Source organism: Catenibacterium faecis (genome assembly GCF_014306455.1).
Classification (GTDB): domain Bacteria; phylum Bacillota_I; class Bacilli_A; order Erysipelotrichales; family Coprobacillaceae; genus Catenibacterium; species Catenibacterium mitsuoka_A.
In genome coordinates this window covers 24681-47316 of record NZ_JACRWG010000009.1, presented here as the reverse complement: position 1 = coordinate 47316, position 22636 = coordinate 24681, and the positions used below count along the sequence as shown (strand labels likewise).

Annotated in this window: 24 protein-coding genes; 10 read left to right on the top strand and 14 right to left on the bottom strand. The window is 33.2% G+C overall.

The genetic code is table 11. The annotated features are described in order from the left end of the window. The 3 genes from H8909_RS03935 to serC all read right to left on the bottom strand — a co-directional run. Window positions 1-287: transposase (locus tag H8909_RS03935; RefSeq protein ID WP_238928211.1), on the bottom strand; the 287-nt coding region annotated here is incomplete at its 3' end. Between the two features lie 229 nt (window positions 288-516). After that, entirely contained in the window at window positions 517-1683 is a 1167-nt protein-coding gene (locus tag H8909_RS03930; protein ID WP_187011922.1) for a phosphoglycerate dehydrogenase, read from the bottom strand. 1 nt (window position 1684) lies between these two features. Beyond that, window positions 1685-2770: a 3-phosphoserine/phosphohydroxythreonine transaminase gene (gene serC, locus H8909_RS03925; RefSeq protein ID WP_187011921.1), complete on the bottom strand. Its 1086-nt coding sequence runs from the start codon at window positions 2768-2770 to the stop codon at window positions 1685-1687. A gap of 186 nt (window positions 2771-2956) precedes the next feature. Between serC and H8909_RS03920 the strand changes: the two genes are divergently transcribed. Continuing rightward, on the top strand, window positions 2957-5062 hold the full coding sequence (locus H8909_RS03920) for a SulP family inorganic anion transporter (RefSeq protein WP_187011920.1): 2106 nt from the start codon (window positions 2957-2959) through the stop codon (window positions 5060-5062). 52 nt (window positions 5063-5114) lie between these two features. Here the strand turns inward: H8909_RS03920 and H8909_RS03915 are convergent, their stop codons facing one another. Further along, the gene (locus tag H8909_RS03915; protein ID WP_187011919.1) at window positions 5115-5411 is read right to left on the bottom strand and encodes a PTS sugar transporter subunit IIB; all 297 of its coding nucleotides are present in this window, start codon (window positions 5409-5411) and stop codon (window positions 5115-5117) included. Between the two features lie 398 nt (window positions 5412-5809). Next, entirely contained in the window at window positions 5810-6601 is a 792-nt protein-coding gene (locus H8909_RS03910) for a histidinol-phosphatase HisJ family protein (RefSeq protein WP_187011918.1), read from the bottom strand. 83 nt (window positions 6602-6684) lie between these two features. On the opposite strand from H8909_RS03910, the gene H8909_RS03905 reads away from it, so the two are divergent. From H8909_RS03905 to H8909_RS03890, 4 genes are all read left to right on the top strand, one after another. Then, on the top strand, window positions 6685-7533 hold the full coding sequence (locus H8909_RS03905; protein ID WP_187011917.1) for a MurR/RpiR family transcriptional regulator: 849 nt from the start codon (window positions 6685-6687) through the stop codon (window positions 7531-7533). A gap of 2 nt (window positions 7534-7535) precedes the next feature. Then, window positions 7536-8339 (top strand): HAD family hydrolase, encoded by an 804-nt coding sequence (locus H8909_RS03900; protein ID WP_187011916.1) that lies wholly within the window; start codon window positions 7536-7538, stop codon window positions 8337-8339. Between the two features lie 75 nt (window positions 8340-8414). Next, window positions 8415-9503 carry a CobW family GTP-binding protein gene (locus H8909_RS03895; RefSeq protein WP_187011915.1) on the top strand — a complete coding sequence of 363 codons (1089 nt, stop codon included), beginning with the start codon at window positions 8415-8417 and terminating at the stop codon, window positions 9501-9503. A gap of 3 nt (window positions 9504-9506) precedes the next feature. After that, the gene (locus H8909_RS03890) at window positions 9507-10457 is read left to right on the top strand and encodes a TIGR03943 family putative permease subunit (protein ID WP_187011914.1); all 951 of its coding nucleotides are present in this window, start codon (window positions 9507-9509) and stop codon (window positions 10455-10457) included. A 512-nt stretch (window positions 10458-10969) separates the two neighbouring features. Here H8909_RS03890 and H8909_RS03885 read toward each other — a convergent pair. The 4 genes from H8909_RS03885 to H8909_RS03870 all read right to left on the bottom strand — a co-directional run bounded on the left by H8909_RS03885 (window position 10970) and on the right by H8909_RS03870 (window position 12991). After that, window positions 10970-11179 (bottom strand): hypothetical protein, encoded by a 210-nt coding sequence (locus H8909_RS03885; RefSeq protein ID WP_187011913.1) that lies wholly within the window; start codon window positions 11177-11179, stop codon window positions 10970-10972. 78 nt (window positions 11180-11257) lie between these two features. Beyond that, on the bottom strand, window positions 11258-12283 hold the full coding sequence (locus tag H8909_RS03880) for a MerR family transcriptional regulator (protein WP_187011912.1): 1026 nt from the start codon (window positions 12281-12283) through the stop codon (window positions 11258-11260). A gap of 155 nt (window positions 12284-12438) precedes the next feature. Further along, window positions 12439-12594 (bottom strand): RDAC family protein, encoded by a 156-nt coding sequence (locus H8909_RS13460; RefSeq protein ID WP_226793442.1) that lies wholly within the window; start codon window positions 12592-12594, stop codon window positions 12439-12441. Window positions 12595-12646: 52 nt separating this feature from the next. Then, window positions 12647-12991: a dehydroquinate synthase/iron-containing alcohol dehydrogenase family protein gene (locus tag H8909_RS03870; protein ID WP_187011911.1), complete on the bottom strand. Its 345-nt coding sequence runs from the start codon at window positions 12989-12991 to the stop codon at window positions 12647-12649. A gap of 386 nt (window positions 12992-13377) precedes the next feature. On the opposite strand from H8909_RS03870, the gene tgt reads away from it, so the two are divergent. From tgt to H8909_RS03855, 3 genes are read left to right on the top strand one after another with little or no spacing between them, the layout of a single operon-like run. Next, a complete protein-coding gene (gene tgt, locus H8909_RS03865; RefSeq protein ID WP_022424920.1) occupies window positions 13378-14511 on the top strand; it encodes a tRNA guanosine(34) transglycosylase Tgt in 1134 nt (377 codons plus the stop codon). A gap of 4 nt (window positions 14512-14515) precedes the next feature. Then, a complete protein-coding gene (gene queA / locus H8909_RS03860; protein WP_187011924.1) occupies window positions 14516-15541 on the top strand; it encodes a tRNA preQ1(34) S-adenosylmethionine ribosyltransferase-isomerase QueA in 1026 nt (341 codons plus the stop codon). Continuing rightward, a complete protein-coding gene (locus H8909_RS03855) occupies window positions 15541-16170 on the top strand; it encodes an epoxyqueuosine reductase QueH (RefSeq protein WP_187011910.1) in 630 nt (209 codons plus the stop codon). The genes queA and H8909_RS03855 overlap by 1 nt, the downstream gene beginning before the upstream one ends. Here H8909_RS03855 and H8909_RS03850 read toward each other — a convergent pair. Both H8909_RS03850 and H8909_RS03845 read right to left on the bottom strand, forming a co-directional pair. Next, window positions 16167-17345, bottom strand: a complete 1179-nt coding sequence (locus H8909_RS03850; protein WP_117458540.1) for an aminotransferase class I/II-fold pyridoxal phosphate-dependent enzyme — start codon at window positions 17343-17345, stop codon at window positions 16167-16169. The two genes, H8909_RS03855 and H8909_RS03850, sit on opposite strands and share 4 nt — an antisense overlap. A 1-nt stretch (window position 17346) precedes the next feature. Continuing rightward, window positions 17347-17838 carry an Lrp/AsnC family transcriptional regulator gene (locus H8909_RS03845; protein ID WP_006506908.1) on the bottom strand — a complete coding sequence of 164 codons (492 nt, stop codon included), beginning with the start codon at window positions 17836-17838 and terminating at the stop codon, window positions 17347-17349. 127 nt (window positions 17839-17965) lie between these two features. Here H8909_RS03845 and H8909_RS03840 point away from each other — a divergent pair, with 127 nt between their 5' ends. Further along, entirely contained in the window at window positions 17966-19000 is a 1035-nt protein-coding gene (locus H8909_RS03840; RefSeq protein ID WP_187011909.1) for a lactonase family protein, read from the top strand. A gap of 76 nt (window positions 19001-19076) precedes the next feature. Then, window positions 19077-19259, top strand: a complete 183-nt coding sequence (locus H8909_RS03835) for a hypothetical protein (RefSeq protein WP_187011908.1) — start codon at window positions 19077-19079, stop codon at window positions 19257-19259. A 3-nt stretch (window positions 19260-19262) separates the two neighbouring features. Here H8909_RS03835 and noc read toward each other — a convergent pair whose 3' ends face one another. Genes noc through mnmG form a run of 3 tightly spaced genes read right to left on the bottom strand, consistent with a single transcriptional unit; the run spans window position 19263 to window position 22609 of the window. Further along, complete coding sequence (noc, locus tag H8909_RS03830; RefSeq protein ID WP_187011907.1) at window positions 19263-20072, bottom strand: nucleoid occlusion protein; 810 nt, start codon at window positions 20070-20072, stop codon at window positions 19263-19265. Next, on the bottom strand, window positions 20044-20748 hold the full coding sequence (gene rsmG / locus H8909_RS03825; RefSeq protein WP_006505089.1) for a 16S rRNA (guanine(527)-N(7))-methyltransferase RsmG: 705 nt from the start codon (window positions 20746-20748) through the stop codon (window positions 20044-20046). Before rsmG ends, noc begins: the two co-directional genes overlap by 29 nt. A gap of 1 nt (window position 20749) precedes the next feature. Next, window positions 20750-22609 carry a tRNA uridine-5-carboxymethylaminomethyl(34) synthesis enzyme MnmG gene (gene mnmG, locus H8909_RS03820; protein ID WP_187011906.1) on the bottom strand — a complete coding sequence of 620 codons (1860 nt, stop codon included), beginning with the start codon at window positions 22607-22609 and terminating at the stop codon, window positions 20750-20752. Window positions 22610-22636 lie beyond the last annotated feature (27 nt).

The window sequence follows — 22636 nt, the reverse complement described above, 5'->3', positions numbered from 1 at the left end:
ATGCTGATACCTAAAAACCATCTATAAGCTATATTGACCTTGATCTCTTCACAGGTCTTTCTCATAGAGTTGATGCCGAATGTATAATTGATAAAGATCATTTTAAAAAGTACCACAGGGTCAATAGAACGTCTGCCGAAATTACTGTAGAGTGATTTCACTAACGGATAGATGAATTTCCAGTCTATCGTAGCTTCCAGTGTTCTAACCAAATGATCCTGCGGTACTAGGTCGTCTAAAGTACTCATGATAAGTCCATCACGTTTAATGTTTGCACGATTAGTCATAGCCATATTTATATCCTCCAATTAAGCACCTTAATTATACCATTTTTAGGCCTTAATTGACAGGATACGAAAAAGCCGTAAGGCCACAAATTTGCTTAATTGGAGTGTGGACACTTACGACATTAACTATATTATCACATACTATTCGATTTTAAAAGAAAAGACTGTTAACATTTAGTTTGTCAACAGTCTGAGTCCATCACTAGATGGACTATTCAAAAAGAAGGATTTAGAAAACAATCTTCGCAATAATTCTTGCTTTAATAACACCTTCGTGATTTTCAATCACTTTAGTGATATCTTCTGATAAATCATTTGTATCAATGACAGTATATGCATATTCACCACGTGCTTTATTGACCATGTTTTCAATGTTCATGCTCTTTTTCGCAAATGCGTTCGCAAATACTGCTAACATGTTAGGAATATTCTTATGAATAATACATACACGATATGTTGTTGTACGTGGTTCTACAACTGTAGGCAAGTTAACAGAGTTCTGAATATTACCATTTTCTAAGTAATCAATCATTTCTTTTACGGCCATAGTTGCACAGTTATCTTCTGATTCTGGAGTAGAAGCACCTAAGTGTGGCAATACAACTGTATTTTCAGTTTCTACAAGTTCTTTAGAACCAAAGTCTGTAATATAACGTGCCACTTTACCTGACTTTAATGCTTTAATGATATCTTCAGTATTTACTAATGTATCACGTGCAAAGTTCAAGATACGTACACCGTCTTTCATCATTGCAAGTGACTTCTTGTTGATCATATTCTTTGTGTCAGGAGTTGCTGGTACATGGATAGTAATATAGTCACATTCTTTGAATAATTCTTCTACAGTAGCTGCTTTATGAACCCATTTAGATAGTTTCCATGCTGCATTGACACTGATATATGGATCATAACCATAAACTTCCATGCCTAATTTAACAGCTGCATTGGCTACATTCACACCAATTGCCCCTAAACCAATAACACCAAGCTTCTTACCATCAATTTCAGGACCAACAAACTGGCTCTTACCTTTTTCTACAGCTTTTCCAAAATCATCAGCTGGTAATGTCTTTACCCATTCAATACCAGGAATCACCTGTCTTGAACTTAAGAATAAAGCACATAACACTAATTCTTTAACCGCATTCGCATTAGCCCCTGGTGTATTAAATACACAGATTCCTTTTTCAGTACATGTATCTACAGGAATATTGTTGACACCTGCACCTGCTCTTGCGATAGCCTTTAATTCAGCTGGAAAATCATAGTCATGTAATTTAGCTGATCTGACTAGGATTCCATCTTCATGTTCTAAATTATCACCGACTTCATAATTATCATCAAAGATTTCTAAGCCCTGTTCAGAAATCTTATTTAAAGTTTTAATCTTATACATATTACTTATATTTCTCCTCGAATTCTTTCATGAAATTAACTAAATATTCTACACCTTCATATGGCATTGCATTGTAGATAGATGCTCTAATACCACCTACACTACGATGTCCTTTTAAGTTTGTCATACCTGCTGCAATAGATTCCTTTACAAATTCAGCATCTAATTCTTTAGATGGTGTTGTGAAAGTCACATTCATATTAGAACGTGCATCTTTCTTTGCATGTGGTTTATAGAAGTCAGACTGATCTAAGTAGTCATAAAGAAGTTTAGCTTTCTTTTCATTCTTTTCCTTCATCACTTCTAGTCCACCCTGTTCATCAATCCATTTCACTACGAGACCTAACATATAAATAGCCCAACATGGTGGTGTGTTATACATAGAATCCTTTTCTAACATAGTATCTAATTCTGAAAGAACTGGAATATTAGCTGGATGTGGTTTTACTAGATCTTCTCTAATAATAACTACACCAAGTCCGGCAATACCCATATTCTTTTGTGCACCGGCATAAATAACACCATATTTAGAAACATCTACAGGTCTTGATAAGATATCTGAAGACATATCTACTACAAGTGGTGCGCCCTTTGTATCTGGCACATAGTTCCACTCTGTACCATAGATAGTGTTGTTGTTACAAAGATGTACATAATCAACACCTTCACGAATATCTAGCTGATCCTGTGTAGGAATTTCTGTAAAATCGTTGTCCTTACCGTTATAGGCAATATGAACATCCCCAAACTTAGCCGCTTCTTTTGCCGCTTTACCAGAGAAGCTTCCTGTAACGATATAATCTGATTTACCATTCGCCATAAGGTTTAAGGCAATGTTTGTGAATTCCTGTGTTGCCCCACCTTGTAATAATAAAATCTTATAGTTATCTGGAATATTTAAAACTTTCTTTAAAGTTGCTTTTGTATCATCAAAAATCTTTTGGTATGTTGAGGAACGATGACTCATCTCCATTACGCTCATGCCTGAGCCTTTATAATTCAGCATCTGATCTGCTGCTTCCTTTAATACCTCTACAGGTAACTGAGATGGTCCTGCAGAAAAATTATAAACCCTCTTATCTGTCATTTTCGATTTCCTCCTTGTTAATTTATATGCATTATATTAGATAAATACAAATTTGTCCACTGATATTATTAAAATATACAAATAATTTGAAAATTATTCTAGATTGTATACAACGTAGATATATTTTGATAGAGATAGACTCATCTTGATAAATCATTATAATTAGAATTAAGAAAGAGGTGGCTTATGAAGAAATTTAAGAATGCGACAATGAATGATATTTTTGCAGGTATTATTGTTGCTTTTATATCTATTCCTATATCCATGGGTTATGCACAGGTTGCAGGTCTACCAATGGTCTATGGTTTATATGGTTCTTTAGTTCCTATTCTCGTATTTAGTTTATTTACTACGAGTCATGATTTTGTATTTGGTGTAGATGCAGCTCCTGCAGCTCTTACTGGAAGTGCATTGGCTACTCTTGGTATTACTGCAGGAACTAAAGAAGCAATGCAGGCGGTCCCTGTTATAGCATTGATGGTTGCTTTATGGTTGATCTTCTTTTCAATCATTAAAGCAGGACGTGCAGTTAAGTATATTTCTACACCTGTCATGGGTGGATTCGTAACAGGTATCTGTTTATCTATTATTATGATGCTTGTTCCTAAACTCTTTGGTGGGACAACAGGAACAGGTGAAATATTCGAATTAGTCAATCATATTATTAAAGAATTACCACTCTTTAATGGTTTATCTTTTGTATTAGGTATGAGTACCCTTGTCATTATTCTTGTTGTAAAGAGAATAAATAAGAAGATTCCTATGCCTATTCTTATGATGTTTATAGGGGCTTTATTGACTGCCATATTCCCTTTAGAAAAATATGGAGTAAAACTATTGCCTCATGTTGATCCAGGTTTACCAAAGCTTGTGATTCCTTCTATTGCCCATGTAGATATTTCTGCTTTATTCTTTACTACATTATCTATTGCGATAGTTGTACTCGCACAGACTCTATTATCTGCACAGGGTAATGCAATGAAAGATGGCTATAAATTAGATGAAAATAAAGAAATATTTGCCTATGGTATGGCTGAACTAGCTACTTCACTTGTAGGATGTTGTCCGACTAATGGTTCTGTTTCTAGAACAGGACTTGCAAGACAGTATGGATGTAAGACTCAGGTGATGAGCTTATCAGCTGCTGCAACTATGGCACTTCTTCTATTATTTGGTACAGGATTTATTGAATATCTTCCTGTTCCTATTTTAACTGCTATCGTTATTACCGCCTTACTTGGTGCCTGTCACTTTGCGTTAGGTAAACGTTTATTTAAAGAAAGTAGAAATGAATTTTATATCTTTATGGCAGCATGTTGTGGAGTACTCATCTTTGGAACTATTTATGGTGTAGTGATTGGTATTGTCTTATCATTCCTCGCTGTAGTTATTAAGGCAGTCACTCCACCAGCCCATTTCTTAGGTGTTATTCCCGGGCAGACAGGTTTCTTTAACCTAGAGAAGAATGCGAATGCAAGACCAATTAGACATACTATTATTTATCGTTTCCCAGGAAATCTATTCTTTGCGAATATTGATAAGTTCCAGGAAGATATAGAAAAAGCGATTAAAGAAGATACTGAGCAAGTTATTGTAGATGCTTCTGGTATTAGTAATATTGATTTTACTGCTATTGATCGTTTGATTATCTTCTATAATGATCTACAGAAAAGAAATATAGATTTCTATCTAACACGTCATATGGATCATCTTAATCAAGCATTAAGAGAAAATGGTGGTATAGATATAATTACAAGTGGTCATGTAAGACGTACAATGCAGCAGGCATTATTAGATTGTGGGCTTGTCCCTCCTTATCCATTAGAAGATTTAAAAACATCTCATATCTCATTTATACAGCCTGAATTAGAATGGGCCTTTGGAAATGAGGCTGAAAAGTATAAACAGAAGATGACTCAGGAAATGTTGGATAAGATTCATTCTAAAACTGACTTATCTCCTGAACTATTAAAAGATATTGAAAATCATACAGGCTTTGGTGAACTAGGTTTAATTGAAGCGGATGAATTCTTATCAAGACTAGAAATGCATATTCCAGAAATCATGGAAAAGATTCATGAAAATGAACAGTATGTAGAAGAACGACTCGAACAATATCGTGATCGTATTGAAGAAAAGTTACATGACATGAATCCTGAAACATTACGTGTATTAAAACAGTACCGTAGTAAATATGAAAAGAAGCTACAGGAATTAAATCCTCATGCTTTTAATCATTATAAAGAGCTCCATCAGAAACATTTAGAAAAACTGGAGAAAAACAAAAAGTGAAGATGAACCCATCTTCACTTTTTACATTAAGGAGTAATTCAATTATCAAATATTATCCGAGGATTTTCAAAGCAGCATCTAAAACCTTTTCACCGTTCATCATACCATAGTCACGCATATTGATGACTTCAATTGGTGTAGATGTTAATTCTCTTAATCTCTTTTCCATATGACGAACTTGTGGACCTAACATAATGACATCCCAGTCATTGAGTTCTTTTTCTGCATCTGTTACTGGGAGAGCCTTCACTTCCATTTCAATACCTTTATCTTGTGCTGCCTTTTCCATCTTTAATACAAGCATACTTGTTGACATACCAGCATTACATACCAATAAGATTTTATTCATAAGTCTCTCTCCTTCCTTCAAATTTATTATATATTTATTAAATTCTGTTGAGTTATTCAATATAAATTAAGGTAGAAAATTATCAATATTTATATTTTATTGAAGTACTTTTTATAATAAAAATATATCAAAAAAGTGAAGATGACCCAGTCTTCACTTTCGTTGTTAAGGAGTTTGACAATTGTATATTTTTTAATGATTTTCAAAGCAGCATCAAGTACTTTTTCATCATTCATCATACCTGGTGACTTTAATTGGTTAAGTTATTCTCCTTTCCTATGTGTTTCATTATATATTTCTCTCCATTTATTTCTATGAAATCACATGAACTAGAAGAATACTTATCAAACTCAATCATCATATTTCCTTTTGTATGAAAAAAATTTGTCAATCTTCTCTTACTTCATTGTTTTTTCCCAGACATCCGCTATATTACGACCTACATCTTCTGGATGATGCGCATCACTTGCAGTAATCATCTGAACATGATGTTTTTTCAAAGTCTGTAATAACTGGTCTGATAAGCCAATATCAGGTGTATGATAACGATAGTAACATCCTACATTGTTTTCTGCTTTCATATGATGTTCATTTAATAATTCAGCAAGTTCATCATATGTAGGCTGTAAGTCATAAGTAGGATAATGGCCAAACATCTTAATCGTATCTGGATGTGCAAGCTGTGTAAATAAATCAGACTTTACAAGTGAGAAGACACATTCATAGTATCTCTTATAGATTTCATCCACAGGATACTTGTTCCATAAGATTTCTTCTGACCATTTCATATCATAGAGTTTACCGTCAATAGAATGAATGGCTCCTACTAAGAAATCAAAATGATAAGGTTTTAATATTTCTCTAATTGTTTCTTCATATTCAGGTACATAACATACCTCTAAACCAAAAGAAACCTTAATAGGTAAATCCATTGCCTTGATTTCTTTAATTAAAGCACAATATTCATCTAAAGTACTATGAAACTTCATTTCTTTATTGTTTAACCATTCTTCCTGATAAGGAGATGCTTTTCTTACGCCTTCATAAATAGGTCTAAATTCTTTAAAACGATGTGTGTGATCAAGAATCTGTATTTCATCCATACCATTCTTTACTGCACTTTCCACAAACTGTAGTACATATTCTTTTGAGAGATTCCCATATTCTAGATGCATATGTCCATCTATCATAAATATCACCTTCCTTTTTTTGGATTATAACACATACATATACATAGTTATAGAAATATAATAAATATTTTAGGAGGTTTTCTATGAACATCTATACATTACTACAAACAAAGACAGACTTTACAACAAGTGAAAAGATGATTGCGAAATACATTTTAGAGAATCCTGAGAAAGTAATTCATATGTCTGCCCAAGAAATAAGTGAAGCATGTTTTGTTTCTGTGACTTCTATTTATCGCTTAGCGACTAAATGTGGCACATCAGGACTATCTGATTTAAAAGTAAAACTATCATCTTCATTATCTGAGTATAAAAAGATGGATGAGGCATTTGATTTTGATTATCCAATCAAGAAATATCAGACACATCATGAAATGATTGAATTATTAAAAGAAGACTATAATCAAACAGTATTAGAAACAAGTCACCTTTTTGATTTAGATACATTACAGGGTATTGTACAGTTAATGGATTCTTCACAACAGATTGATATTTATACTTCAGCAGGTCATTTATTCTTTGCGAAGAATTTTAGTTTTCAGATGTTGGAGATTGGAAAACAGGTTAATGTTCCTTCAGAAGAATATCAATCACAATTACTTGCTGCATCAAGTGATTCTTCTCACCTTGCAATAGTCATTACCTTTAATGGACGTGGGATATTATCAGAAAAGATTCCTTCTATTTTGCATAAGAATCATGTCCCTACTGTACTGATTTCTTCTACTGAATATCATCCTGAAATCAAGTATTATGATTATCAGTTATTCTTAAGTTCAAAGGAAAATCACTATAAGAAAATGTCTTCCTATAGTACCAGATTAAGTCTATTATTTGTATTAGATACTCTTTATACAGCATATTTCAAAAGACATTATGAAGAGAATATTGAAAAGAAAACAGAGTACTACAAAAGAATGACGGGAGAATAAATATGGATATACGAGCTATTGTATGTGATGTTGATGGAACATTACTGACTAGTAAACAGGTTGTAGATGAAAGAACTGTTTCATCTATTAAGAAAGCAAGAAGTAAAGGAATATTATTTGGAATATGTACAGGTAGAGATGCAGATAGTGTAAGAAATCATATAAAATCATGGGGTATTGAAGGATGTATTGATTTTGTAGTGAGTTCTGGAGGTTCTGAGATTGATGATTATATTCTTGATATATATCAGGAGAATCATACATTGAGTCCTGAATTGATTAAAGAAATCATGAATCATTACAAAGATATGGATTGTAACTTTACAATCTGTCATGAAGGTATTCTATATGCACCTAAGGATGATGACTATATTAAAGATATGGCTGAGGGTGATGGGATTGAATATAGGGTTGTTGATTTTGATACGTTCTTAACACGTCCTTATCGTAAGTTGATGATTATATGTGATCCAAGCTATATGCCTCAGATAGTGGAACGTTCTAAATCATTTAAGAATAAAGACTATAAAGCGTCTGCCTTAGTGACTACCAGTTTCTTGTATGAATATATGGATCCTCATGTATCTAAGTCTAATGGTTTAAAAGAGGCTTTAGCTCTTCATGATATTTCTATATCTCAATGTATGGCTTTTGGTGATGAAGATAATGATATAGATATGTTGGAAGAAGCAGGTATTGGTGTTGTGATGGAAAATGGTTCTATTCATGCGAAAGATGCAGCTGACTATGTCACAAAGGATAAAGATTCCAATGGAATAGGTGTATTTATTGAAAAGTTTATATAAGCTTTTTTATCATTTTTTGAGCGTTTTTTAAGAAAAATGATATAATGTGAAATGGTTAAGAAAGGAGTCAATAAAATGGCAAAAGTTGATATTATTTCTGGATTCTTAGGTGCTGGTAAAACAACACTTATTAAAAAATTATTAAATGAATCTTTAAAAGATGAAAAGTTAGTACTCATTGAAAATGAGTTTGGTGAAATTGGAATTGATGGTGGTTTTATGCGTGATGCAGGTATTACTGTCAATGAATTGAGTCAGGGTTGTATTTGTTGCAGTCTTGCAGGTGATTTTGAAACAGCTTTAAAGGAAGTTGTAGATACATATCATCCTGATCGTATTATTATTGAACCAACAGGTGTTGGTAAGTTATCTGATATTATTGCGGCTGTACAGAAGGTACATGGTGCTGATTTAACACTTGATCGTTTCTTTACTGTAGTAGATGCAAAGAAATGTCAGATGTATCATAAGAACTTTGGTGAGTTCTTTAATAACCAGATTGGTGCTGCCAGCTGTGTAATCTTAAGCCGTTCACAGGATGTGTCTGAAGAAAAGATTGCGGAATGTTTAGATATTATTAGAGAATTAAATCCTCATGCACCAGTCGTTACTACTCCATGGGATCAGATTACAGGTGATATGATTCTTGAAGCAAGTAATCATAAGGATGCTTTAGAAAAGGCATTGATTGCCGCTGAAAAGGAACATCAGGAAAGTATTCATGGACATCATCATGACCATCATCATCACCATGATCATGACCATGAATGTGAATGTGGACACCATCATGATCATGAATGTGAATGTGGTCATCATCACGATCATGAACATCATCACCATGATGGAGACAGCACATTATACTATGATGAAGAAGATATGCATGATGCAGATGAAGTATTCAATAGTATTGGTATTGAAACAGCACATCCATTTACTAAAGAAGAACTTGATGATAAGTTAAAGACTTTAGGTACTGATGAATCTTTAGGTCATATTCTACGTTCTAAGGGTATTGTGAAGGGTACTGATGGTAAGTGGTTTGAGTTTGACTTTGTAAGTGGTGATTATGAAATCCGTGAATGTACACCAGATGTTGGTGGAAGAATGTGTGTGATTGGTGAAAAGCTTGATGCACATAAAATCTATGATTTAATGAAAGGTTAATGTATGGATAATTTAGAAACAAGAATTTATCTATTTACTGGCTTTTTAGAAAGTGGTAAAACAACATTTATCAACGATACAATTATTAATACTGACTTCTGTGATTATGAGACATCTGTGCTTATTGTGACAGAAGAAGGTGAAGTAGAATATAATGAAGCTGCTATTAAGGAACATAACTGTAAAATCGTTTATGTAGAGAATGAAGAAGACTTGACTGCCGATTTCTTTAAGGATTTAAAGGAGAAATATCATCCTACACAGGTTCTTGTAGAATTTAATGGTATGTGGAATGTAGATCAGTTTGTAGAATCACCATTCCCTGAAAACTGGGATGTTGTACAGATTCTAACTACTATCAATGCCTCTACTTTCCAGCTTTATGTGAATAACATGCGTGCACTCTTATTCCAACATTGTGCTAAGAGTGACTTAGTCATCTTTAACCGTATTGAAGATGGTATGAAGAAGTCTACTTTAAGAAACAACATCAAGGCAATGAATCCTGTATGTCAGATCATCTATGAAAATAAAGATGGTTCTGTAAATACTATGCAGGATGATGAATTACCATATGATTATACACAAGATCATTTAGAAGTTGCTGATCATGATTTTGGTATCTTCTGTTATGATGCGATGGAACATCCAGAACGTTATGATCAAAAGACAATTAAAATAAAAGGTAAATTCATAGGTCGTGATAAAGTGATTCCTAATGGTTTTATTCTTGGTCGTTATGCAATGGTATGCTGTGAACAGGATACTTCATTAATTGGTATGCTTTGCGTAAGTGAATATGCGTCTAAATTCATACCTAATGAATGGCTTCTATTAGAAGGTCATACACATATTGAATATGATCCATCTATGAATGCGAATATCTGTGTTCTTGATGTAGATCATGTTGAAGGGGCTAAACCTTTAGATAACGAATATGTCACATTTGATTAATCCAGGATATTTTTCCTGGATTTTTTCGTATTATAAAACTAGATATTACGTATAGTAAATAGTACTACTTCACACATTCCATGTATTTAACTAAAGTCATTAATTCTATTCCCCAAAGACCATAAAAATCATTTAAATGCGTCATAAAAAATCAATCATGTAAGCCTCTAAATTATAGAGCATTCTAACATAATTTATTATGCACTATTATTTTAGGAATGTATTTTTTAGAACTATGTAATAGTTCTTTAGGAGCAGTTCATAAACCATATTATTTTCAAATGCTTTTTAGCGGTAATAGAAAAGGTGTCTGCCATTTTATAGCAAACACCCTTTCTTAACGACACGAAGGTATTAGTTTTCTTTATCTTAATACCATTGCCTATTTATTTCACTTAAGAAAGCATATCATGAGTATCATTATGATATTTTTGCTGCGTAATATAATTACCTAAAGCAACAATTCACTTAAAAAGAACGATTTCATTTAATACATAAGTTGAATTCTAGAATTACTTATGCTTATTTAAGATTAAAAAACCAAATATGATAATAAGCGCAATAATAACAATGCAACATGCAAAAATAAAATCAAGGATAACAATATGATTAATTCCTGGTTGAGATAAATAAGAATTACTAAGCAATGAATCAATAATATAAACCATTAGATAGGCTAAAAGAATTGAGACAATAATTTTGATAATCATTCTATTTTTCATTGTACTGTTTCCTCCCGTTAAAAATAGTTAGTACTTATAATTTTATTGTAATATATTTATATAGAACATTATAAACTTTTAATCTTCAGTCTTTTTCATATAATCATTTAAATGAATACCATTTTTTAAAGCATCTATGACATGATCTTTATCGATCACATTTTCTACCTTTTCATCTAAAATCATTCCAATAAAGCGGGCATCATCATCAATTGTAAAAGGACAATAGAAATAGAAATGATTCCCATCTTTAAATTCAAAGCGATAATCAAGAACATACCAATCTCTAGCAATCGGTGTTCCATAATTTTCATAACGATGTTTTAAAAGAAGTTCTACACTTTGAATATCTTCATATTTATATTCCTTTATAAATTTATCTTCTTTACCCAATAAAACAGAATAAAAATATTTTACATTATCTATATAACCTTTAAATTGATAATAACGAATACGATCATTTAAAAACTCTACCGATTGATTTCTTGTTTGATCAAGTGGTAATCTTAACCATAATTGTGAAAACTGGAAATCAGCAGCAATAAAACCATTTGTAAATACAAATGAAATCACTAATACTGAAAGTACTCTTGTTAAAACATCTTGCTCATTCACAGCACTAAAGGATAAAACAATTAAAAATGTAGGAATAAATTTATATAAGAATTTTTTTATTGCGAGTTTCTTTGTAAGTCTTCTTCCAAGAGATACTGTATCCGTTGTTTTTTGATAACCTAATTTATAATTCTTTGTTTCTCTTTGGATTTGTTGTAAAGCGGGTAACATTGGTAAATCTTTTCTTACATACATTTCAATATTTCCTTGAACTTCTTCTAAACTCTTAATTTGTTTTTCTAGATGAATTTGATTGATTTTTAAACATTCTTTAAAATCTAGTTCATTATTTAAAATTGCTTTTACATCATCAATAGAAATATTTAAATTACGTAAAAATTTTACCATGATCAATTTTTGTAAATCTTCTTGGCTATAACTACGATAACCATTGTCATCTCTTTGTGGTGTAACGATTCCTTCCTTTTCATAATAGAAGATGGTATGTTTTGAGATTCCTAATTCTTTTTCTAATTCGTGTGTTTTCATAGATAACACCCCTTCCTTAACTTTATCTAACACTATAGAGTTACTTTATAGTCAAGGTTTTTAATCAAATTTTGAATAAACTGTAAGATATCCTGGCTGATTTTTGTTTTCTTGAACATAAATCCAGTGATTTTTTAAAAAACCATTTATGATTTCTAAAATCTTATCTGTGGATAACTTTTACCATCTTGTCTAAGTTCTAACCCACAGCATGTACATCCACCAACACCATGAATTGAATATTCTATATTATTTTCTTTAAGTAATTGATTGATTTCTAGAATCATATTAAAGTGTACAACATTATTCATGAAAACAACCCTTTACTTTATTATAAACAAAAAGGAAGCTAAACGCTTCCTCTTATAAACACATTTTATAAATATTTAAACAATCTTCTTGGCTCAATGGTCGATAAGCTCTTGGTAAAGAGTCTTGACCATAACAAGCCTTAACATTTAATTCGTCAAATTTTTCATCTGTAATATTCATTTCACTAAGTGTTGTAGGTAAAAGAAGTTCATCTTTAATGAAGTTTTGTAAAGCTTCAATTCCTGCTTTTGCATTATCTTGATCATTACCTTGATCTTGAATACACATCACATTCAAACCAAAACGAGCAAAGTCTCCAGCCACAGTTTCATCTTTGTTTAATAAATAAGTCATCCATTTAGGAGTAATGATTGCAAGGGCTAAACCATGCGTCATCACCTCTTTTTTTATTTTACCTTATTTTATTCATTCTTAATAACAAAATTTGTTATAATTTAGATGGAGGAAATTTTATGAAGAACAGTATCAAGAAGTATCTTAAAAACAGTCTTGTAGTAAAATTTTTCATTTGCTTTATTTCATCACTTTTCGCTTTAGTTTGTGTCGAACAAATAGTGTATATTATATCACCTTATGATACAAACATTAGATCCTATGGCTTAGTGATTATTGGACTGATTATTATCTTTGGTCTTCTAATCCTTAAAAAACTGGATGACCTAAAACACAAATAATATTCTTAAGAAAGGGGAGCTTTCCCCTTTTTTATTGATTTAATGCGTATTTTTTCGTATAATATCCAAGGTTATCGAGGTGATTAAATGAAAGATTTTTGGTATGAATGTAAACACGTATGTAAACAGACAGGCGCAAGATATGGGATTCTTCATACACCACATGGTGATGTAGAAACACCTATGTTCATGCCTGTAGGAACACTGGCAACAGTAAAAGGTATTTCTCCTGAACAGCTTAAAGAAATGGGCTCTCAGGTTGTACTTGCAAATACTTATCATTTATGGTTAAGACCAGGAAGTGATATTGTAAGAGATGCAGGAGGGCTTCATCAGTTCATGAACTATGATGGACCTATTCTTACAGACTCTGGAGGATTCCAGGTATTCTCATTAGGTAAGACACGTAAGATTGAAGAAGAAGGTGTTACCTTCAAGAGTATTGTGGATGGTTCTAAGCTATTCTTATCTCCTGAAAAGTCTATCGCAATTCAGGAAGATCTAGGTGCTGATATTATTATGAGTTTTGATGAATGTGCACCTTATCCATGTACTCATGATTATATGAAGAACTCTGTAGAAAGAACATTAAGATGGGCTAAGAGAGGTCAGGAAGCACATAAGAGAGAAGACCAGGCTTTATTTGGTATTGTCCAGGGTGGTGAGTTTGCGGATTTACGTGAACTAAGTGCTAAGACTTTAGTTGATATGGATTTCCCTGGTTATTCTATTGGTGGTACTTCTGTAGGTGAACCTAAACCAATCATGTATAAAATGATTGAAGATAGTGTTAAGTGGTTACCTGAAGATAAGCCTAGATATTTAATGGGTGTAGGTAATCCTATTGATTTAATTGAAGGTGCTATGAGAGGTATTGATATGTTTGACTGTGTACTTCCTACACGTGTCGCTAGACATGGTGCACTTATGACACATCATGGACGTATGAATATCAATAATGAAAAGTATAAGCGTGACTTTACTCCTATTGATGATAAGTGTCATTGTTATGCATGTAGAAATTATACAAGAGCTTATTTAAGACATCTTCACAAGTGTGATGAAATCTTTGGTAAGTCTTTATTATCTATTCACAATGTTGCATTCTTATTAGATCTTGCAGCAGATATTAGAAAAGCAATTCAAGAAGACCGTTTAGCTGATTTTAAGGAAGAATTCTTAGAACAGTATGGTCGTGATGTTTATGAAAGGGCGTTTTAGTTTTATGGATATTGAATTATTTGATTATGATCTTCCGGAAGAATTAATTGCACAGACACCATTAAAGAAACGTGATACTTCACGTTTAATGGTTCTAGATAAAGAAACAGGAAATGTTGAACATAAACACTTCTATGATATTCTAGATTATCTAAAGCCAGGTGATGTGCTTGTAAGAAATAATACAAAGGTTATTCCAGCACGTCTTTATGGTCTTAAGGAAGAAACTGGTGGACATGTAGAAGTTCTTTTATTAAAGGATCTTCATGATGATTTATGGGAATGTTTAGTAGGTAATGCGAAGATTGTAAAGCTAGGTACTGTGATTACTTTTGGTGATGGTCGTTTAAAGGCTCAGTGTACTGAAATCAGAGAAGAAGGTATTCGTATCTTCAAGATGATTTATGATGGAATTTTCTATGAAATTCTAGATCAGTTAGGTATTATGCCTTTACCACCATATATTAAAGAAAAGTTAAATGATCCTGATCGTTATCAGACAGTCTATGCAAAGGTAGAAGGTAGTGCTGCTGCCCCTACTGCAGGCTTACATTTTACTGAAGAATTACTTCAGAAAGTAAGAGAAAAAGGGGTCGAAATCCTAGATGTGACTTTACATGTTGGTTTAGGCACATTTAGACCTGTTAAGGTAGAAAATGTATTAGAACATCATATGCATAGTGAATATTATGAAATCAGTGAAGAAGTAGCTGAAAAATTAAATCAGGCTAAAAAAGAAGGTAGACGTATTATTGCGGTGGGTACTACTTCTTGTCGTACATTAGAAGCCAACCATTCTAAATATGGATGCTTCAAAGCAGCTCATGAAAATACAAATATCTTTATTTATCCTGGTTATACATTTACTGGTATTGATGCATTGATCACAAACTTCCATCTTCCTAAGTCTACATTAGTGATGCTTGTAAGTGCTCTTGCAGGTAGAGAACATATCTTAAATGCCTATAAGATTGCAGTAAATGAGAAGTATCGTTTCTTCTCATTTGGTGATGCAATGTTCATCCACTAATGAAACAGAATTATCGTTTAGTGATGTTGGAGACTCTTAAACATTTAGAAGGACGTCCAAAGTTATTGCTTCATGCATGCTGTGGTCCTTGTTCTTCTAATGTAATTAAAGAGTTATGTCAGTACTTTGATATTACTATTTATTATACAAATAGTAATATCTACCCTGCTGATGAGTATCATCGGCGTGAATCTGAGTTAGAAAGATTTGTGAAAGAGTTCAATGATAAAGAGAACCAGAATGTGCAGGTGGTAGAAGATACCTATGATCCTGAAGAATATTTAACGCATATTGCGCCATATAAGGATACTGGAGAAAAGGGCTACCGCTGTTATGTGTGTTATAAAGTAAGAATGGAGAAAGCAAGAGATTATGCTAGAATGCATGGTTTTGATTATTGGACAACTGTGTTGTCTGTTTCTCCTCATAAGAATAGCCAATGGATCAATGAGATTGGTAATGATTTAGATCTAGAGACACCAAAATTCCTTCATAGTGATTTTAAGAAGGATAATGGTTATTTAAAATCAACACGTATGAGTGATGAATATCATATGTATAGACAGAACTACTGTGGCTGTGTTTATAGCTATCAGGAAATGCTAGAAAGAGAAAAAACAGACCTCTAATGAGATCTGTTTTTTAAGTTATCTAAGAATAGTTTAATCTTCTCAGTCGCAATTTTTAATTCTTCTAGTGAGTATGCATAAGAGACACGAATAAATCCTTCTCCAGCATCACCAAAGGCTGTACCTGGTACACAGGCTACCTTCTGATCATTTAATAGTTCTTCACAGAATTCTTCAGATGTAAGACCTGTAGAACGAATACATGGGAATACATAGAAAGCACCCATTGGGTTAAATGTATGAAGTCCCATATCATTAAATGTTTTTACAAGGAAGTTTCTACGTGAGAGATAAGAGGCTCTCATTTCTTCTACTTCTTTATCACAATGTCTCAGTCCATCTATTGCACCATATTGTGCACCAGTAGGTGCTGACATGATAATATACTGATGAATCTTACACATTGCCTTAGAGAATACTGGGTTTGCAAGAACATAACCAAGTCTCCATCCTGTCATGGCATAGGCCTTAGAGAAACCATTGATGACAATAATCTGATCTCTGATTTCTGGGAATGAAGCCAATGTACAGAATGGTTCTTCATAGCTTAATTCTGCATAGATTTCATCTGATATAACAATAATACCTGATTCTTTAATAATAGGTACAAGTTTCTCATAGTCTTCTCTTGTCATTGCCCCACCTGTTGGGTTTGAAGGGAAGTTGATCAACATGACCTTTGTCTTTGGTGTAATAGCTGCTTTAAGCTTTTCAGGTGTTAATTTGAATTCATCTTTTTCTTCTAGGTGAATTCTTACAGGTACTCCTCCTGAAAGAATAACACTTGGTTCATAAGCAACATATCCTGGGTCTAAGATAATCATTTCATCACCTGGATTCATTAAGGCTCTTACTGCGATATCGATACCTTCTGAACCACCTACAGTCACAATAATTTCATTTTCAGGATCATAATGTACACCAAAACGACGATAATAATAATTACTAATTTCCTGACGTAATTCTAATAAACCTCTGTTTGCGGTATAGAAAGTACGTCCTTTTTCAATTGAATAGATTGCAGCTTCTCTAATCTTCCAAGGTGTCGCAAAATCAGGTTCCCCTACACCTAATGAAATAACACCTTCCATCTGGTTTGCAAGATCAAAGAACTTACGAATACCACTTGGTTTAATAGTTTGTGCTGCAGTACTTAATTTCTTCTCATAATCCATTTTATGGAGTCACCACCAGTCGCGTATTTTTACCATCTTCATCATCTACTAGGACATGTCCATCTGTCTTATATGGCTTTAACACAAATGTTGTTTTTGTTCCTGTAACACCAGGAATACATGCCAATTTAGATGCAACAAAGTGCGCGACTTCCTGCATAGTACGACCCTTTACAATGCACATAAAATCATAATCACCAGATAATAAATACATTGTTTCAATTTCTTCGTACTTATAAATGTGTGATGCAATACGATCATAACCATATTCTCTTTCAGGAATAGCATTAATCTCAATCATCGCAGTCACAAGTTCAGTATTTGTCTTGTCCCAGTTGACAATAGTATGGTAACCACAAATAATCTTCTCTTTTTCTAGTCTATTTAATCTTTCTACAATGCTGTCTTTAGATTCTGCTAGCGCGGCGGCTAGGTCAGAAACCTTATATCTTGCATTTTTCTGTAACAATTGAATTAAAAGACCATCACTCATAGATAAAAGTTCCTTATTATCCAACCTTTTGTCCTCCTTTGACTATTGTACAATTATTTTATAATAACGAAACTCATTAGTAAATAGAGAATAATTATGATAAAATATTTTCATATGGAGGTGTCCTATGAAAACGTTTTATGTTGCAAGCTACGGTAAAGGTGACGATAAAGGAATCTATATCGTTTCTTTTAATGAAGAAACATTGGAATTAAAGAAAATACAACAGATATTAACTCAAGATTTTCCATCATATTTGATTGCGAAGAATAAAGAACTTTATGTATCTTATAAGAATGCGAGATCTAATAATGAAGGTGGAGGATTAGGAAGTTTTAGTATTCATAAGAATGAATTGATTCTTAATAATAACTATTCTTCTTCTGGTAGAAGTTATACACATTTATGTATCTCTGATGATAATAAGTATATCTTTGCGGCAAACTATCATGTTGGTGCAACAGCTGCTTATAAGCTAGAAAATTATCGTATTGATCATAAAATTGGGGCTGTGAGACATACTGGTATGGGTCCTGATTTATTAAAGAGACAGACTGCACCTCATGTCCATAATGTTGGTTTTACACCTGACAGACGTTTCTTATATGCTGTAGATTTAGGTGCTGATAAGATTGTGATGTACAATTATAAAGATGGTGTACTAAAAGAGAATACAGATTATACAGTAAATGTTGTACCTGGTTCTGGTCCTAGACATTTGATTTTCTCACAGGATGGGCGTTATGGTTATCTCATTAATGAGATTGCGAATAAGATCATGGTCTTTAAATATAATGAGGGTCGTATGAGTTTAGTTCAGGCCATTCATTGTGTTCCACGTCATTTTAAAGGATTTAATGCAGCTGCCGCAATTCATCTCACAAAGAGTGGAGAACATCTACTTATTTCTAATAGAGGTCATAATTCTATTGCCTTATATAGAGTCAATAAAGAGAATGGTAAGATTTCTTTACTTTATATGGTACATACTGGTAAAGAACCTAGAGACTTCAATATTATTGATGATAAGTATGTTATTGTAGGTGCACAGGAAGATAATAAGCTTCAGGTACTTACTTTTGATGAAGAGAATGAAAAGCTATTGATGACAGATTCTGAATTAGAGATTCCTGCACCTGTATGCGTATGTGTTGAAGATTGAGCTTAGCTCAATCTTTTTTATTATATCATTAAGTAATTTAAAGATTCTTTGAGAATAAATATATAGGAGGGCCGCTATGGAAGAATTGATGAAAAATTTATATTTATTCTTAACAGAAGCAGAGAGAGGTGATGTATTAAGAATACATGTGACTGAAACAGATGAATGTTATGAATTTAGTTATGATGAAGTTATGGATATTGTATTCCATAATAGAATTCCAGAAAGGTTTAAAAAAGAAGTAGGTCCTAGTAATTAGGATCTACTTCTTTACTTTTAGAGTAATGATGACTTCGTCATCTGTTTCATCGATGTTTTCTTCTACATCAGTTCCTGCATCAGTGACCATCTTTACTGCCTGATTGATTGTATTGATTGCGATTTTAACACTTCTAGAGAATTTACGTACACGTGGTTTTTCTTTTTTTGGTGTTAATAGTTTCGCAATTCTTTTTTCTGTTTCATCGACAGTTAAGTTCTGTTCAAGAATCTCCTTCAACATATTATTTTGTTGTGCTGTATCTTCTAGTTTTAATAAAGCACGGGCATGTCTTTCAGAAATTTCTTTTTTCTTAACTGATTCCTGTACAGTGATAGGAAGCTTTAAGAGTCTAAGTTTATTAGCCACTGTAGACTGCTTCTTACCTACCTTTTCAGCTAACTGGGCTTGTGTTAAACCCTGTGTATCTAGAATCTGCTGGTAAGCTAAGGCTTCTTCTATTGCTGAAAGATTTTCCCTTTGAATATTTTCTACTAATGCGGCATTGGCAGTCTGATTGTCATCGAGTTCCTGGATGATACATGGTACTTCTGTAATACCTGCTAGTTTGCAGGCACGGTATCTTCTTTCCCCTACAACAATCTGATATTTACCTTCATATTCTCTGACTACGATAGGCTGTAAGAGACCATTCTGCATAATAGATTCAGCGAGTTCCTGGATCTTCTCATCTTCAAAATGAGTACGTGGCTGTTCCTTGTTGGCAACAATATCATTGATGTCTAAGAAACAATAAGCATCTTTAATAACGTTCTTTTTCCTTCTATAAAGGCTTTTTCTTAATTTGTCCATAGTTTCTTGGGTACTTTGCAGGTGTTGATTTCACTTTCTTGATTACGATGTTATGACGGTGATCATTCTGATCACTTAAAGTAAAAGTAAAATCATCCATCACTTCTCCTCCAAGTACCTTTATGCCTCCCTTCGCATCTTTTAATTCTTCAGGGGCTTTGAGTCCTTTTAATGAAAGGAAGTAACCATCTTTCTTCACTAATGGGAGACAAAGTTCATCTAAGATATTTAATCTTGCAACTGCACGGGCCATGACGATATCAAATGATTCACGATGATCTTTACAGAAATCTTCAGCACGTGATGCAACTGCTTGAATATGATCTAATTCTAATTCTTTAAATAAGTGATTCAAGAATGTGATTCTCTTATTCAAAGAATCTACAATAGTGACATTTAATTCTGGATAAACGATTTTAAGTGGAACTGAAGGGAATCCAGCACCTGCACCTACATCACAGATTGTTTGATTAGAGAATGGAAAATCAAACGCAATTGTAAGAGAATCATAGAAGTGTTTTAAATAAACACCTTCTCTATCTGTAATAGCTGTTAAGTTCATCTTCTCATTCCATTCTACTAGTATTTCATAATACTTTTCAAACTGTTCAATCTGTTTCTCTGAAAGCACAATGCCTTTTTCTTCTAAGCTCACAATAAATTCTTGTTGTGTCATATTAATCTCCGTATTGTGTTTTTAAGTGAATAAGTAAAACAGAAATATCTGCAGGATTAATACCAGAAATACGTGTTGCCTGACCAATAGTTACAGGTCTCACTTTCTTTAGTTTCTGTCTTGCTTCTAATGATAAGTTTAATACATCATCATAGTCCAAGTCAGCAGGAATCTGCTTTTCTTCCATATTCTTTACTTTTTCTACTTGTCTTAATGTTTTTTCAATATATCCCTTATATTTAATAAGAATAGTGACTCTTCTCATTTCTTCTTCAGTTAAGTCAACATGTTCAATATAAGGTAATAAGTCTTCATAGACTAATTCTGGTCTTTGAAGAATAGCACGGGCAGTTACACCTTCTTTTAAACGTGTTGAGCCCTTTTCTTCTAAGAGGTCATTGATTTCACTCTTAGGTGAGAAATGAATGGTATCTAGACGTTCTATTTCAGCATGGATACGATTCATTTTATCTAAGTAAAGTGAATAGACTTCATCATTTACAAGACCTGCATCATGGCCATATTTTCTTAATCTTTCATCCGCATTATCATGTCTTAATAATAATCTATATTCAGCACGACTTGTTAACATACGATATGGTTCTTTAGTACCTTTAGTCACTAAGTCATCAATCAATACACCAATATAAGCTTCATCACGTTTCAAGATTAAAGGTTTATTACCCTTTACCTTCTTAGACGCATTAATACCAGCAATAAGTCCCTGACCTGCTGCTTCTTCATAACCTGAAGTACCGTTGATCTGACCTGCAGTAAAGAGATTCTTTAATACCTTTGTTTCTAGACTAGGCCATAACTGTAATGGATCAATCGCATCATATTCAATCGCATATGCATATTTTAAAATAGTGCAGTTTTCAAGTCCTGGTAATGAATGCACCATCTTTTCCTGAATATCATGAGGCATGGATGTAGAGAATCCCTGTACATAGATTGTATTCATTTCCTTAGATTCTGGTTCAAGAAAGATCTGATGTCTTTCCTTATCCGCAAACTTAACAACCTTATCTTCAATAGATGGACAATAACGTGGTCCAATACCTTTAATAAGTCCTGAGAACATCGCGCATTTATCTAGATTATCTCTAATAAGTTTATGTGTTTCTGCCGTTGTATATGTTAAGTAACATACAGTTTGATCTTCTACTGGTGTGAAATGTGTTGTTTCATATGAGAATGAAAGTTTCGCATCTGTACCAGGCTGTACTGTTGTTTTTGAATAATCAATAGAATTGATTTCTACACGAGGTGGTGTACCTGTCTTTAATCTTTGGATTCTAAATCCATAATCCTTTAACTTACTTGATAAATATAAGCTTTCCTTCTGTTTATCTGGTCCACTAGGAGTCTTAGAATGACCTACAAGGACTTCAGCCTTTAAATAAGTTCCTGTAGTAAGAATTGTGGTACGAGATTCATAGCGTGTACCATCCGCAAGGATAACACCCTTACACTCATCACCTTCTACAATCAAATCCTCTACCATTGCTTCTACAATATCAAGATTTTCTTGTTCCTTTAATACTTTCTGCATATAGCGTGGATAAGCTTTCTTATCTGCCTGTGCACGAAGAGACTGAACACCTGGTCCTTTCGCAGTATTCAACATCTTCATCTGAAGGTAAGTCGCATCTGTAGTTTTACCCATCTGTCCCCCAAGTGCATCTATTTCTCTTACAATAATGCCTTTTGCAGGTCCTCCAATGGATGTATTACAAGGCATGCTTCCTGCATTAGAGAAGTTGCTTGTAATAAGTAATGTTTTATTTCCTGTTCTTGCACCAGCAAGACATGCTTCAATACCTGCATGGCCAGCACCTACAACTATAATATCGTACACTATAAACGACCTTCCTTTCTTATTTAA